Genomic DNA, 13,289 nt, shown 5'->3' on the forward strand with positions numbered 1-13,289 from the left:
ATCACCTCACCAACGCCAGCATCGCGACCGTCGCGGCCGCACCCAGGAACATGTAGGTTGCATAGGTCCGTACGAAACCGTTCTGCAGCTTGCGGACTCGCGTCGACAGCCCGGCGACACCCGCGGCGACCCCGGTGACGGCACCGTCGACGCCACGGTCGTCGACCGTCGCCAGTGCCCGGGTGAGCCCGTCCCCGGGTCGCATGAAGACCGCCTCGTTGACGGCGTCGCCGTAGAGATCGCGGCGCGCGGCAACCGTCAACGCCGACACCCCTTCCGGTGCCTCGGTGGGTATCCGCACCCCCGCGTACTGCCGAACCGCGACCGCGATCCCCGCCAGCACGACGGCCAGGGTGGTCACGGTGATCGTCCACACCGGCACCGGCAGCTCGTCGTGGTGTTCACCGACGACCGGGGCGAGCCAGTTCACCAGAGCGTCACCGGAAGCCAGCAGGAACCCGGAGCACACCGAGCCGATCGCGATCAGGATCATCGGCCACGTCATCACGGCGGGCGCCTCGTGGGGATGAGCGACTGTGACTCCTGGTCGCTCCGCAGGCTCCGCTCCCGCCTCCCATCGCCGCTTCCCGAAGAACGTCATCAGCATCACCCGGGTCATGTAGAACGCGGTGATCCCCGCACCGAGCAGTGCCGCACCGCCCAGCAGCACGCCCTCCGCGCCGCCCGCACCGAACGCGACCTCGATGATCTTGTCCTTCGAGAAGAAGCCGGCGAACGGCGGAATCCCGATGATCGCCAGGTAGCCGAGCCCGAAGGTCGCGAACGTGATCGGCATGACGACGCGTAATCCGCCGTAGCGACGCATGTTCACCTCGTCGTTCATTGCGTGCATGACCGACCCGGCGCCGAGGAACAGTCCGGCCTTGAAGAAGCCGTGGGTGAGCAGGTGCATGATCGCGAATGCGTACCCCGCCGGGCCGAGACCGGCCGCGAGCACCATGTAACCGATCTGGCTCATCGTCGACGCGGCGAGCGCCTTCTTGATGTCGTCCTTCGCGCAGCCGATGATCGCGCCGAACAGCAGGGTCACCGCGCCGACGATCACCACGCCCGCTCGGGCGGCGGGGGCCAGGTCGAAGATCGCGTTCGAGCGGGTGATCAGGTAGACGCCCGCGGTCACCATCGTGGCGGCGTGGATCAGCGCCGACACCGGAGTCGGGCCTTCCATCGCGTCCCCCAGCCACGACTGCAGCGGTACCTGAGCGGACTTACCGCACGCGGCCAGCAGCAGCATCAGCCCGAGCGCGGTGACGGTCCCCTCGCCCGCGTCACCGACACCGGCGAAAACCCCCGAATACGACACGGTTCCGAAGGTCGCGAACATGATCATCAGCGCGATCGCGAGACCGGTGTCGCCGACCCGGTTGACGACGAACGCCTTCTTCGCGGCCGCCGCCGCGGCCGGCTTGTGGTGCCAGAATCCGATCAGCAGGTACGACGCCAGGCCCACACCCTCCCAACCGAAGTACAGGCCCAGGTAGTTGTCGGCCAGCACCAGCAGCAGCATCGCCGCGAGGAACAGGTTGAGGTACGCGAAGAACCGGCGTCGGCCGGGATCGGCAGCCATGTACCCGACCGAGTAGACATGAATCAGGGAGCCGACACCGGTGATGAGCAGCGCGAAACACACGGACAGCTGGTCGAGCTGGAGCCCGAAGTCCACCTGAAGCCCGGCGACCGGCACCCAGCTGAACAGGGTTTCGTGGACGGCGCGGTCGTCCGTGTCGCGCCCGAGCATGCCGACGAAGAGCGCGACCGCCACCGCGAAGGACGCGATCGCGGTCGCGCAGCCGAGCAGGTGCCCCCACCGGTCGCTGCGGCGGCCCGCGAGCAGCAGAATTGCGGCACCGGCGGCCGGCAGGGCGATGAGTAGCCAGATTCCCCCTGCCATTTCAGAACTTCAGGAGGTTGGCTACGTCGACCGAGGCCGACCGGCGGGTGCGGAAGATGGCCATGATGATCGCCAGTCCGACGACGACCTCTGCGGCGGCGACCACCATCGTGAAGAACGCGATGACGTGCCCGTCGAGATTGCCGTGCATGCGGGCGAAGGTGACGAACGCGAGGTTGGTCGCGTTGAGCATCAGCTCGATGCACATGAACACCACGATGGCGTTGCGGCGCAACAGCACCCCGGCACCACCGATGGTGAACAGCAGCGCAGACAGGTACAGGTAGTTCTCCGGGTTCACAGTTCTCCCTCCTTCTCGCCGCCCTGGCCCCACACGCTGCTGGGCGCCGCCTCCCGCTTGCCCGGTGCGCCTCGCTCACCGTGCCGCGGGGTGAGGACGCCGCTGACCGATCCCGGAGCGGGTGACCCGTCCGGCAGCAGGGCCGCCATGTCGACCGCGTTGTGCCGGGCATAGACGCCGGGACTCGGCGGCGGTGTGACCTGGCCACCGTCGCGGAACCGCTGCTCCGACATGGACTTCTGGTCCGGTCTCGGTTCGAGGCGCTCGCGGTGCGCGAGCACCATCGCGCCGATGGTTGCGACGATCAGCAGTCCGCCGGTCAGTTCGAACGCCCAGACGTAGCGCAGAAAGATCAGCTCCGCCAGGCCCGGCACGTTGCCGAGACCGCCGCCGGGGGCGGCGTTCGCGTCGGGCAGCCCCGCGAATGCGCCAACGGTGACACTGCCGATCCCGCCGATCAGCAGCACCCCGAATCCGAGCCCCGCCACTGCGGCCGCGACCCGCTGTCCGCGAATGGTTTCCACCAGCGAGTCGGATGAGTCGACACCGATCAGCATCAGTACGAACAGGAACAGCATCATCACCGCGCCGGTGTAGACGACGATCTGAACGACACCGAGGAACAGTGCGTCCTGGGCGATGTAGAAGAACGCCAGGATGATCATCGTCATCGCCAGGAAGATCGCCGAGTACACGGCCTTCGTCGCGCACACCACCCCCAGCGCGCCGAGCACGCACACGGTGCCGAGGATCCAGAACTGCACCGCCTCGGCGCCAGAGGTGCGCGTCAGCGGCTCCGCCATGATCTCGGTGGTGTGGGTCAGCGGCTGGGCGAGGGCGGCCGGGGTCACGACTGCGCCTCGGTCTCGTCGGTGCCGCTCGCGGCGGAATCGTCGGTGCCGCCCGCGGTGGCCCCGGTGACGGTGCCGCGGTAGTAGTCCTCGTCCGTGGCGCCGGGCGCCATCGGATGTGGCGGAGCCGTCATGCCGGGCTGCAGGGGGGCGAGCAGCCGGTCCTTGCCGAAGATCAGGTCGGCGCGGTTGTCGTCGACGAGTTCCTCGTACGCGTTCGTCATGGTGAGCGCGCGGGTCGGGCATGCCTCGACGCACAGCCCGCAGCCGATGCACCGGAGGTAGTTGATCTGGTACACCCGGCCGTAGCGCTCACCGGGCGAGAATCGTTCCTCCTCGGTGTTGTCCGCGCCCTCGACGTAGATGGCGTCGGCGGGGCACGCCCACGCGCACAGTTCGCAGCCGATGCACTTCTCGAGCCCGTCGGAATGACGGTTGAGCTGATGCCGACCGTGGTAGCCGGGCGCGGTCGCGGGCTTCTGTTCGGGATAGAACTCGGTGTTCGGCTTCTTGAACATCGTCGAGAAGGTGACGCCGAATCCGGCGAGGGAATCGAGGAACCTGGTCATCGGGGACCTCCCGCGGCACGGTCGAACTCGGGCAGTGTCTGGCCCGGCAGCGGCGGCACGGGGAACCCGCCGGCCATCGGGTCGAACGCGGGCTGCGGCGGGGATGGTGGGGCCGCCGCCGCGGCGCTCCTGCGACTGCGCAGCGTCCGCCACAGCACGGCGAGCAGCGCCAGGGTGACGATCACCCCGGCGACCACGATCGTGACGGTCGCCGCGTCGTACCCCTCGAGCCGCAGTGCCCGCGCGGCGGCGACCAGCATCACCCACAGCAGCGACGCCGGGATCAGCACCTTCCAGCCGAGGTTCATGAACTGGTCGTAGCGCAGCCGCGGCAGCGTCGCGCGCAGCCAGATGAACACGAAGAGGAAACCCCACACCTTCGCGACGAACCACAGCACCGGCCACCAGCCCGAGTTCGCCCCGTCCCAGAGGCTGATGGGCCAGGGCGCGTGCCAGCCGCCGAGGAACAGTGTGGTGGCCAGCGCGGAGACGGTGACCATGTTGATGTACTCGGCCAGCATGAACATCGCGAACCGCAGCGACGAGTACTCGGTGTGGAATCCGCCGACCAGTTCGCCCTCCGCCTCGGGCAGGTCGAACGGCGCCCGGTTCGTCTCCCCCACCATCGATGTCACGTAGATGAGGAACGACGGCAGCAGGAGGAACACGTACCACGTGCCGAACTGGGACGACACGATCCCCGAGGTGCTCATCGTGCCCGCGTCGAGGAACACCGCGGCGAACGACAACCCCATCGCCACCTCGTAGGAGATCACCTGCGCGGTCGACCGCAGGCCGCCGAGCAGCGGGTAGGTGGAACCCGACGCCCATCCGGCGAGCACGATGCCGTACACGCCGACGGACGTGACCGCGAGGACGTACAGGACCGCGACCTGAAGGTCGGTGAGCTGCAGCGGTGTTCGGTGGCCGAGGATCGACACCTCCGGACCGAACGGGATCACCGCGAAAGCCATGATCGCCGGGACGACGGCGATGATCGGTGCGAGCAGGTACACCGGCCTGTCCACTCCGGCCGGGACGATGCCCTCCTTGAGTGCGAGTTTGATGCCGTCGGCGAGGGATTGGAGGGTGCCGCGGGGGCCGACGCGGTTGGGTCCGACGCGCATCTGCATCCACGCCATCACCTTGCGTTCGACGAGCAGCGCGATCAGCGGCGTCAGGATCAGGAACGCGAAGATGGCCACCGCCTTCGCGACCACCAGCCACCACGGATCGCGCCCGAACGCGGAGAGGTCGGTGCCGGCGGCGAGGATCGGTGCGGTGGTCATCGCAAACCCCCGACCGCGGGCCGGATCCGCACCAGCGCGCCGACCGTGACACCGAGGTCGCGGTGGACCGCGCTGCCCGGCGAGTTGAGCGGCAGCCACACCACCCGCTCCGGCATGTCGGTGACGACGACGGGCAGGGTGACCGCGCCCCGATCGGTGTTGACGGTGATCGAGTCGCCGTCCCGGCAACCGATCTCGACGGCGGTGCCCGCGGAGAGTCGCGCGACCGGGACGTGTGCGGTGCCGGCGAGGTGCGGTTCACCGTCCTGTAGCCGGCCCGCGTCGAGGAGTTGGCGCCACCCGGCGAGCACCGCCTGGCCCGGACCGGGCAGGCGGTGGTGTGCCGGGGCGGTGGTGGGGGCTGCGACCGGTTCGCCGTCCCACCGTCCGATCACACCGATCTCCGCGCGGGCGGTGGCCGCGTCGGGCAGCCCGATCGGTTCCCCCATCTCTGTCGAGAGGGCATGCAGCACCCGGTGATCCGGCATGGCACCGATCCCGGTGAGGGCCGCCGCGAACGGGCGGTCGCGTCCCTCCCAGTCGACGAAGGTGCCGTCCTTCTCCGCCACCGGCGCGACCGGGAACACCACGTCGGCGAGGTCGGTGACCGCGCTGCGTCGCAGTTCGAGCGAGACCACGAAGCCGGCGGCCTCGACCGCGGTGCGGGCGGCACCGGGGTCGGGGAGGTCGTCGAGCTCGACGCCGCCGACCAGCAGGGCACCCAACGTCCCGGCCCGGGCGGCGTCGAGGATGCCCGCGGTGTCACGGCCCGGTACGGACGGGAGGTCGTCGACATTCCAGCGCGCCGCGACCCGGTGCCGGGCCGTCGCGTCGGCAACGGGGTGGGCGCCGGGCAGCAGGTTCGGCAGGGCACCGGATTCCAGTGCGCCCCGTTCGCCGGCACGGCGCGGGATCCACGCCAGTCGGGCACCGGTGAGATCGGCGAGTTCGCTTGCCGCCGTGAGTGCCCCCGCCGGCCCGGCCGCGCGTTCACCGACGAGGATCAACGCCCCCGGAGCCTTGAGCAGGTCGTTGCCGCGCAGCGCGTGGAGCGCGTCGACCTCGCCGCCGGGACCGGTCTGCAGCAGGTGTCCGGACAGCTTCTGCAGGCCGCGGCTCGCGTAGGGCGCGATCGAGTACACCGCCAACCCGTTGCGGCGCACCGCCTTGCGCAGACGGAGGAACACGATCGGCGACTCCTCCTCCGGTTCGAATGCCACCAGCACGACGACGGGTGCACGTTCGACGTCGGCGTAGGTGACGTCCATCCGGCGGCCCGCGACGTGTGCACCGAGGAAGCGCGTCTCCTCGTCGGAATGCGGTCGAATGCGGAAGTCGACGTCGTTGGTGCCGAGAGCGACCCGTGCGAACTTCGCGTAGGCGTACGCGTCCTCGACGGTGACCCGGCCGCCGGTCAGCACCCCGACCGCACCGCCCTCTCGCAACCCGCGGGCGGCGACAGCGAGGGCCTGCGACCAGGACGTCGGCGCCAGTTGCCCGTCGGGCCCGCGCACCAGCGGAGTGGTCAGCCTGTCGGAGGCGGTTGCGTAGGTGAACGCCCACCGGCCCTTGTCGCAGTTCCACTCCTCGTTGACCTCAGGGTCGTCGCCGGCGAGGCGACGGAGGACGGTGCCGCGCCGGTGGTCGGTCCGCTGGGCGCACCCGGAGGAGCAGTGCTCGCACACGCTCGGCGTCGACACCAGGTCGAAGGGGCGGGCCCGGAACCGGTAGGAGGCTCCGGTCAGCGCGCCGACCGGGCAGATCTGCACCGTGTTGCCGGAGAAGTACGACTCGAACGGTTCGCCCTCACCGATCCCGACCTGCTGCAACGCGCCGCGTTCGAGCAGTTCGATGAACGGATCACCGGCGATCTGCTGAGAGAACCGGGTGCAACGGGCGCACAGGACGCAGCGTTCCCGGTCCAGCAGCACCTCGCTGGACAGGGGTATCGGTTTCGGGTAGGTGCGCTTGGTGCCGTCGAATCGGGATTCGCTGCGGCCGTTGGACATCGCCTGGTTCTGCAGTGGGCATTCGCCGCCCTTGTCGCACACCGGGCAGTCCAGGGGATGGTTGATCAGCAGCAGTTCCATCACTCCGCGCTGCGCCCTGTCGGCCGCCGGCGAGGTGAGCTGGGTGTACACGGTCATGCCGTCGGAGACAACGGTGGTGCAGGACGCCATCGGCTTCGGCAACCGGACCGGCGGCGATCCCGGCTCGCGGCCCGGCAGTTCCACCTCGACGAGGCACTGCCGGCAGGCACCGACGGGGTCGAGCAGGGGATGGTCGCAGAACCGCGGGATCTGGACCCCGACGAGTTCGGCCGCCCGGATCACCAAGGTGCCCTTGGGGACCCGGACCTCGGCTCCGTCGATGGAAACCGTCACCAGATCGGCGGGCGCGGAGACGTTCTCGCTCACGCTCATCGAGCCCCCACTCCCTCGGTCAGCGCGGACCGTGCCGGATCGAACGGACAACCGCCACGTCGGAAGTGCGCGAGGTACTCGTCACGGAAGTACTTCAGCGAGGAGTTGATCGGGCTGGCGGCGGCGTCCCCCAACGCGCAGAACGACTTTCCGGCGATCCCGTCGGCGATGTCCAGCAGCGTCTCCAGGTCGGCGGCGGTGCCCTGGCCGGCTTCCATCCGTTCCATCACCTGCACCAGCCAGTAGGTGCCCTCCCGACACGGGGTGCACTTGCCGCACGACTCGTGGGCGTAGAACTGCGTCCACCTCAGGACCGCGCGCACCACGCAGGTGGTCTCGTCGAAGATCTGCAGCGCCTTCGTGCCGAGCATGGAGCCGGCACCGGCGACACCTTCGTAGTCGAGGGCCACGTCGAGGTGCTGCTCGGTGAAGATCGGTGTGGAGGAACCGCCGGGGGTCCAGAACTTGAGCCGGTGCCCGGCCCGCACGCCGCCCGCGTACTCGAGCAGTTCCCGCAGCGTCACCCCGAGCGGCGCCTCGTACTGGCCGGGCCGGGTGACATGCCCGGACAGCGAGTACAACGTGAATCCCGGCGACTTCTCACCGCCCATGGACCGGAACCAGTCGGCGCCGTGCAGCAGGATCGGAGGCACGCTGGCGATCGACTCGACGTTGTTGACCACCGTGGGGCTGGCGTAGAGGCCCGCGACCGCGGGAAACGGGGGCCGCAGCCGGGGTTGCCCACGGCGGCCCTCGAGCGAGTCGAGAAGCGCGGTCTCCTCACCGCAGATGTAGGCGCCTGCACCGGCGTGCACCACCACGTCGAGGTCGAAACCGCTGCCGAGGATGTCGCGTCCCAGATACCCTGCCGCGTACGCCTCGGCGACCGCGGACTGCAGCCGCCGCAGCACCGGCACCACCTCACCGCGGACGTAGATGAAGGCGTGCCGGGCCCGGATCGCGTAGGCGGCGATGACGACACCCTCGATCAGAGCGTGCGGCGTGGCCAGCATGAGCGGCATGTCCTTGCAGGTACCCGGCTCGGACTCGTCGGCGTTGACCACCAGGTAGTGCGGCTTGTCACCGGCAGTTGTCCCGTTCTGGGCGCCCGCGCCCGCCGAGCCCTGCGGGATGAACGACCATTTGGTCCCGGTGGGGAATCCGGCGCCGCCGCGCCCGCGGAGGCCCGATGCCTTGACCGTGTCGATCACCGCATCCGGCTCCTGAGCCAGGGCGGCACGCAGTCCGCGGTAGCCGTCGTGGCGGAGGTAGGTCTCCAGCGTCCACGACCGTGGCTCGTCCCAGTAGCGGCTCAGGACCGGGGTCAGGGTCACGACGACTCCCCCTCCCGCTCGGTGCCGCACGGGCCGGGTTCCGGTGCGCTCAGGCCGCGTTGGCGGGCGATCCGGAGCCCCGCGACGGTGGCCTCTCCGGCCACGCCGGCGTCCACGGCCGCGGGCCGGGGGTCGGGGAATCCGGCAAGGATCCGCTCGGTCTCCCGGAACGTGCACGGCGGGGCGCCCCTGACCGGGGTCACCCGACCACCGGCCCGCAGCGTGTCGACCAGGTCGGTTGCCGACTCCGGGGTCTGGTTGTCGAAGAACTCCCAGTTGACCATCACCACCGGGGCGTAGTCGCAGGCGGCGTTGCACTCGACGTGTTCGAGGGTGACGACGCCGTCGTCGGTGCTCTGGCCCGGTTCGACGCCCAGGTGGGTGCGCAGCCGGTCGAGGATCGCGTCACCGCCCATGATCGCGCACAGCGTGTTCGTGCACACCCCGACCAGGTAGTCGCCGGTGGGAGTGCGTCGGTACATGGAGTAGAACGTCGCGACCGCGGACACTTCCGCGGCGGTGAGATCGAGCTGCCCGGCGCAGAATTCGACACCGGCGCGAGTGACACAGCCGTCCTCGGACTGCACCAGGTGCAGCAGCGGCAGCAGTGCCGAACGGGACTGCGGGTAGCGCGCGAGGATCTCCTTGGCGTCCACCTCGAGCCGCGCCCGGACCTGCGGCGGGTAGCCGTGCGGCGCGGTCATCGGTCCACTCCGCCCATGACGGGGTCGATGCTGGCCACCGAGGCGATCACGTCGGCGACCATGCCGCCCTCGCACATCGCCGACACCGCTTGCAGATTCGTGAACGAGGGGTCACGGTAGTGCACCCGGTACGGCCTGCTTCCGCCGTCGCTGACCATGTGCACGCCCAGTTCGCCGCGCGGGGACTCGACGGCGACGTACACCTGCCCGGCGGGCACCCGGAAGCCCTCGGTGACGAGTTTGAAGTGGTGGATCAGCGCCTCCATCGAGGTCCCCATGATGTGCTCGATGTGTTCGGGCGAGTTGCCGAGCCCGTCCGGACCCAGCGCCAGGTCCGCGGGCCAGGCGATCTTCTTGTCGTCGATCATCACCGGTCCGGGCCGCAACCGGTCTAGGCACTGCTGCGCGATCCTCAGCGACTCGCGCATCTCCCGGACCCGGATCAGGTACCGCCCGTAGCAGTCACTGCCCGTGTCGGTGACGACGTCGAAGTCGTAGGTTTCGTATCCGCAGTACGGCTCCGAACGCCTCAGGTCGTGGGGAAGTCCGGTGGCACGCAGGATCGGACCGGTCATACCGAGGGCCATGCACCCGGTCAGGTCGAGGTAGCCGATGCCCTGGGTGCGGGCCTTCCAGATCGGGTTCTCGTTGAGCATGAGTTCCATGTCCCGCAGGCGGTTCGGCAGGATCGTGAGCAGTTCACGTGCCGCGGCGAGCGCCGCGTCGGAAACGTCCTGGGCGAGCCCGCCGGGCCGGATGAAGGCGTGGTTCATCCGCAGGCCGGTCATCTTCTCGAACACGTCCAGGATCAGCTCCCGCTCGCGGAACCCGAACAGCATCGCGGTCACCGCGCCGAGCTCCATGCCGCCGGTCGCCAGTGCCACCAGATGCGAGGAGATCCGGTTCAGTTCCATCAGCAGCACCCGGATCACGGTGGCGCGCTCGGGAATCAGGTCGGTGATGCCGAGCAGCTTCTCCAGCGCCAGGCAGTAGGCGGTCTCGTTGAAGAACGGCGACAGGTAGTCCATCCGGGTGACGAAGGTGACTCCCTGCGTCCAGCTGCGGTACTCGAGGTTCTTCTCGATTCCGGTGTGCAGGTATCCGATTCCGCACCGTGCCTCGGTGACGGTCTCGCCCTCGATCTCCAGGATCAGGCGCAGCACGCCGTGCGTGGAGGGGTGCTGCGGACCCATGTTCACCACGATCCGCTCGTCTCCGGATTGGGCTGCCGCCCCGACGATCTCGTCCCAGTCCTGTCCGCCGGCACTGTAGACGGTGCCCGCGGGATCGCTGCTCACGTCGCTCATCAGCTGTACGCCCTCCGCTGGTCGGGTGGCGGGATCTGCGCGCCCTTGTACTCGACGGGAATGCCGCCGAGCGGGTAGTCCTTGCGCTGCGGGTGCCCCACCCAGTCGTCGGGCATCTCGATCCGCGTCAGTGCGGGATGACCGTCGAACACGATTCCGAAGAAGTCGTAGGTCTCCCGCTCGTGCCAGTCGTTGGTGGGGTAGATCGAATACAGGGACGGCACGTACGGATGGGCGTCCGGAACCGCGACCTCGAGCCGGATGCGGCGACCCCAGGTGATCGACAGCAGCGGGTACACCGCGTGCAGTTCCCGGCCACTGTCCTGCGGATAGTGCACACCGCTGACCCCGAGGCACAGCTCGAACCGCAGGGCGGGGGCGTCACGCAGCGCCCGTGCGACCGCAGGCAGGTGTGAGGCACGGACGTGGAAGGTGAGCTCGTCGCGGAACACCACGACCTTCTCTATCGCGTCCGCCGGTGCCACACCGGCCGCCGTCAGCGTCGCGTCGAGCTCGTCCGCGACCTCGTCGAACCATCCCCCGAACGGTCGAGTCGTGCTGGGAGGCAGGGTGACCGGACGCTGCAGCCGACCGTATCCGGAGGTGTCGCCGGTGCCGCGGACACCGAACATGCCCTGCCGGACGTCGATCACGTCGGGCACCGCCGCCTCGTCCGGGGGCGGACTGCCCTCCGGTCCGGTCGTCGCCTCTGAGTCGAAGTCCGAACTCACCGCAGCAGCCCCCTCATCTCGATCGTCGGGGTCGCGGCCAGCGCCGCCGCCTCCGCTGCCCGCACCGCTTCCTTCCGGTTCACACCGAGCGGCATCTGCTGAATCTTCTCGTGCAGCTTGATGATCGCGTTCAGCAGCATCTCCGGTCGTGGGGGACAGCCGGGGAGGTAGATGTCGACGGGAACGAGGTGGTCGACACCCTGCACGATCGCGTAGTTGTTGAACATGCCCCCGGAGGAGGCACAGACGCCCATGGCCAGAACCCATTTCGGTTCGACCATCTGGTCGTACACCTGGCGCAGCACCGGGCCCATCTTCTGACTGACCCGGCCGGCCACGATCATCAGATCGGCCTGCCGGGGCGAGGCGCGGAACGCCTCCATTCCGAACCTGGCGATGTCGTACCGCCCGGCACTGGTGGCCATCATCTCGATGGCACAGCAGGCGAGGCCGAACGTGGCCGGCCACAGCGATCCCTTGCGCGCGTATCCCGCGATCGACTCGACCGTCGTCAGCAGGAACCCGCTCGGCAGCTTCTCCTCGAGACCCATGATCCTCGCCTCAGCTCTCCGTCCGGTTTCCCGAACGATTTCCCGAACGAACCGATCCGACTGCGCCGCAGCGCCATCCGACCGACGTCGGCGGCCGGGGTGCGGTCAGTCCCAGGTGAGGCCGCCTCGTCGCCACTCGTAGGCGTAGGCGACCGACACGTTGAACACGAACAGCGCCATGGCCGCCAGACCGAACGTGCCGAGCGCGTCGAAGTACACCGCCCACGGGTACAGGAAGACGATCTCGATGTCGAAGATGATGAACAGCATCGCGGTCAGGTAGTACTTCACCGGGATCCGCTGCCCGGACGCCCCACCGATGCCGCTGCCGTGCCGGTCCGGTTGTGACGTCGGTTCGATACCGCACTCGTACGCCTGGAGTTTCGCCCGGTTCCGGCGGCGCGGCCCGACGATCGACGCCACCAGGACCGAGAACAGCGCGAACACGACCGCGATCGCGCCGAGCACCAGGATCGGGATGTACACGTTCACCGAGACCGGCCTCCCCTCCCTGCGGGAGTGTCCGTCGGACCTCGCCCCCGAGGCGGAGAGCGGACACGCGGACGGCAGCCGGACAACGGTCGGCGTCCCGCCGACCCTGCCGTCCGTCCTGCCCGATCCGCCTCATGACCGCTCCCCTGGTCCGACGCATCCATTGCACGAGCTGCACTGCAACGCTCGGAGCTGGGCGACCGGACACGTGACCCGGTCACGTCCTCTCCTTGGAGCCGAACATACCCCCGGCCGCTCGCGCGTGTGAGCCACGACACTCCGGGGCCGGTGGAGGTGCGTGGCGGATGCGGTCCGGGGACCGCCGGCACAGGCTGCGCGCAGCAGCAGCGATCGTCAGCCCAGTCGCGCGCGGAGCAGCGCGACGACCTCCCCGGTGAGCCGGATCGGGTCGATCGGGTGCGGGACACTCGCCTCGGCGCGCGACCACCGCGCCAGCCAGGCGTCGTCCGCGCGACCGGTCAGCACCAGGATCGGCGGACAGTGGTCGATCTCGTCCTTGAGTTGCTTGGCCAGGCCCATGCCACCGGTGGGAGTGGCTTCGCCATCGAGGATCGCCAGGTCCACCCCGCCGGCGTCCAGGTGCTGCACCACCACCGGGGCCGTGGCGACCTCGACGCATTCGATCTCCGGAAGATCGGGGTGCGGACGGGGGCCGAGTGCCGTCACGACCTGCCTGCGTGTGTTCACGTCGTCGCTGTAGACGAGCACCCGGAGGTGCGGGGCGCCGCGCGGGACGCCTCCGGACTGCGCTGGCGGCACGGACACGTGGGGGATGCTACGCGCGAAGCGGGCCGCGCCCGTTCA

General features: G+C 69.4%; 13 protein-coding genes. All 13 read right to left on the minus strand.

All coding sequences use genetic code 11. The features are described 5' to 3' along the window. Position 1: 1 nt before the first annotated feature. The 13 genes from nuoL to ACWDUM_RS08900 all read right to left on the minus strand — a co-directional run bounded on the left by nuoL (position 2) and on the right by ACWDUM_RS08900 (position 13,244). Entirely contained in the window at positions 2–1,912 is a 1,911-nt protein-coding gene (nuoL, locus tag ACWDUM_RS08840) for an NADH-quinone oxidoreductase subunit L (RefSeq protein WP_450133673.1), read from the minus strand. A 1-nt stretch (position 1,913) separates the two neighbouring features. Then, positions 1,914–2,213: an NADH-quinone oxidoreductase subunit NuoK gene (gene nuoK / locus ACWDUM_RS08845; protein ID WP_450113183.1), complete on the minus strand. Its 300-nt coding sequence runs from the start codon at positions 2,211–2,213 to the stop codon at positions 1,914–1,916. Beyond that, on the minus strand, positions 2,210–3,016 hold the full coding sequence (locus ACWDUM_RS08850) for an NADH-quinone oxidoreductase subunit J (RefSeq protein ID WP_450134187.1): 807 nt from the start codon (positions 3,014–3,016) through the stop codon (positions 2,210–2,212). The genes nuoK and ACWDUM_RS08850 overlap by 4 nt, the downstream gene beginning before the upstream one ends. A gap of 44 nt (positions 3,017–3,060) precedes the next feature. Then, entirely contained in the window at positions 3,061–3,633 is a 573-nt protein-coding gene (nuoI, locus tag ACWDUM_RS08855; RefSeq protein WP_450113184.1) for an NADH-quinone oxidoreductase subunit NuoI, read from the minus strand. After that, entirely contained in the window at positions 3,630–4,922 is a 1,293-nt protein-coding gene (gene nuoH, locus ACWDUM_RS08860; RefSeq protein ID WP_450133674.1) for an NADH-quinone oxidoreductase subunit NuoH, read from the minus strand. The genes nuoI and nuoH overlap by 4 nt, the downstream gene beginning before the upstream one ends. Continuing rightward, entirely contained in the window at positions 4,919–7,345 is a 2,427-nt protein-coding gene (locus tag ACWDUM_RS08865; protein WP_450133675.1) for an NADH-quinone oxidoreductase subunit G, read from the minus strand. The genes nuoH and ACWDUM_RS08865 overlap by 4 nt, the downstream gene beginning before the upstream one ends. Further along, a complete protein-coding gene (gene nuoF, locus ACWDUM_RS08870) occupies positions 7,342–8,679 on the minus strand; it encodes an NADH-quinone oxidoreductase subunit NuoF (protein ID WP_450133676.1) in 1,338 nt (445 codons plus the stop codon). Before nuoF ends, ACWDUM_RS08865 begins: the two co-directional genes overlap by 4 nt. Beyond that, positions 8,676–9,383 (minus strand): NADH-quinone oxidoreductase subunit NuoE, encoded by a 708-nt coding sequence (nuoE, locus tag ACWDUM_RS08875; RefSeq protein WP_450133677.1) that lies wholly within the window; start codon positions 9,381–9,383, stop codon positions 8,676–8,678. The genes nuoF and nuoE overlap by 4 nt, the downstream gene beginning before the upstream one ends. Next, positions 9,380–10,690 (minus strand): NADH dehydrogenase (quinone) subunit D, encoded by a 1,311-nt coding sequence (nuoD, locus tag ACWDUM_RS08880; protein WP_450133678.1) that lies wholly within the window; start codon positions 10,688–10,690, stop codon positions 9,380–9,382. The genes nuoE and nuoD overlap by 4 nt, the downstream gene beginning before the upstream one ends. After that, a complete protein-coding gene (locus ACWDUM_RS08885) occupies positions 10,690–11,421 on the minus strand; it encodes an NADH-quinone oxidoreductase subunit C (RefSeq protein WP_450133679.1) in 732 nt (243 codons plus the stop codon). The genes nuoD and ACWDUM_RS08885 overlap by 1 nt, the downstream gene beginning before the upstream one ends. After that, positions 11,418–11,972: a NuoB/complex I 20 kDa subunit family protein gene (locus ACWDUM_RS08890; protein ID WP_450133680.1), complete on the minus strand. Its 555-nt coding sequence runs from the start codon at positions 11,970–11,972 to the stop codon at positions 11,418–11,420. Before ACWDUM_RS08890 ends, ACWDUM_RS08885 begins: the two co-directional genes overlap by 4 nt. Positions 11,973–12,077: 105 nt before the next feature. Next, entirely contained in the window at positions 12,078–12,464 is a 387-nt protein-coding gene (locus tag ACWDUM_RS08895; RefSeq protein ID WP_450113192.1) for an NADH-quinone oxidoreductase subunit A, read from the minus strand. A gap of 354 nt (positions 12,465–12,818) precedes the next feature. Continuing rightward, positions 12,819–13,244 (minus strand): Rv3143 family two-component system response regulator, encoded by a 426-nt coding sequence (locus tag ACWDUM_RS08900; protein WP_450134188.1) that lies wholly within the window; start codon positions 13,242–13,244, stop codon positions 12,819–12,821. Positions 13,245–13,289: the final 45 nt, after the last annotated feature.

The organism is Rhodococcus sp. NPDC003322 (genome assembly GCF_053589555.1).

What these genes read in the sequence shown, in the direction of transcription:
- nuoH (WP_450133674.1), bottom strand. Translation starts at nt 4,922, where the DNA reads ATGACCACCGCACCGATCCTCGCCGCCGGCACCGACCTCTCCGCGTTC.
- nuoD (WP_450133678.1), bottom strand. Translation starts at nt 10,690, where the DNA reads ATGAGCGACGTGAGCAGCGATCCCGCGGGCACCGTCTACAGTGCCGGC.
- nuoI (WP_450113184.1), bottom strand. Translation starts at nt 3,633, where the DNA reads ATGACCAGGTTCCTCGATTCCCTCGCCGGATTCGGCGTCACCTTCTCG.
- nuoE (WP_450133677.1), bottom strand. Translation starts at nt 9,383, where the DNA reads ATGACCGCGCCGCACGGCTACCCGCCGCAGGTCCGGGCGCGGCTCGAG.
- nuoL (WP_450133673.1), bottom strand. Translation starts at nt 1,912, where the DNA reads ATGGCAGGGGGAATCTGGCTACTCATCGCCCTGCCGGCCGCCGGTGCC.
- ACWDUM_RS08890 (WP_450133680.1), bottom strand. Translation starts at nt 11,972, where the DNA reads ATGGGTCTCGAGGAGAAGCTGCCGAGCGGGTTCCTGCTGACGACGGTC.
- ACWDUM_RS08865 (WP_450133675.1), bottom strand. Translation starts at nt 7,345, where the DNA reads ATGAGCGTGAGCGAGAACGTCTCCGCGCCCGCCGATCTGGTGACGGTT.
- ACWDUM_RS08850 (WP_450134187.1), bottom strand. Translation starts at nt 3,016, where the DNA reads ATGGCGGAGCCGCTGACGCGCACCTCTGGCGCCGAGGCGGTGCAGTTC.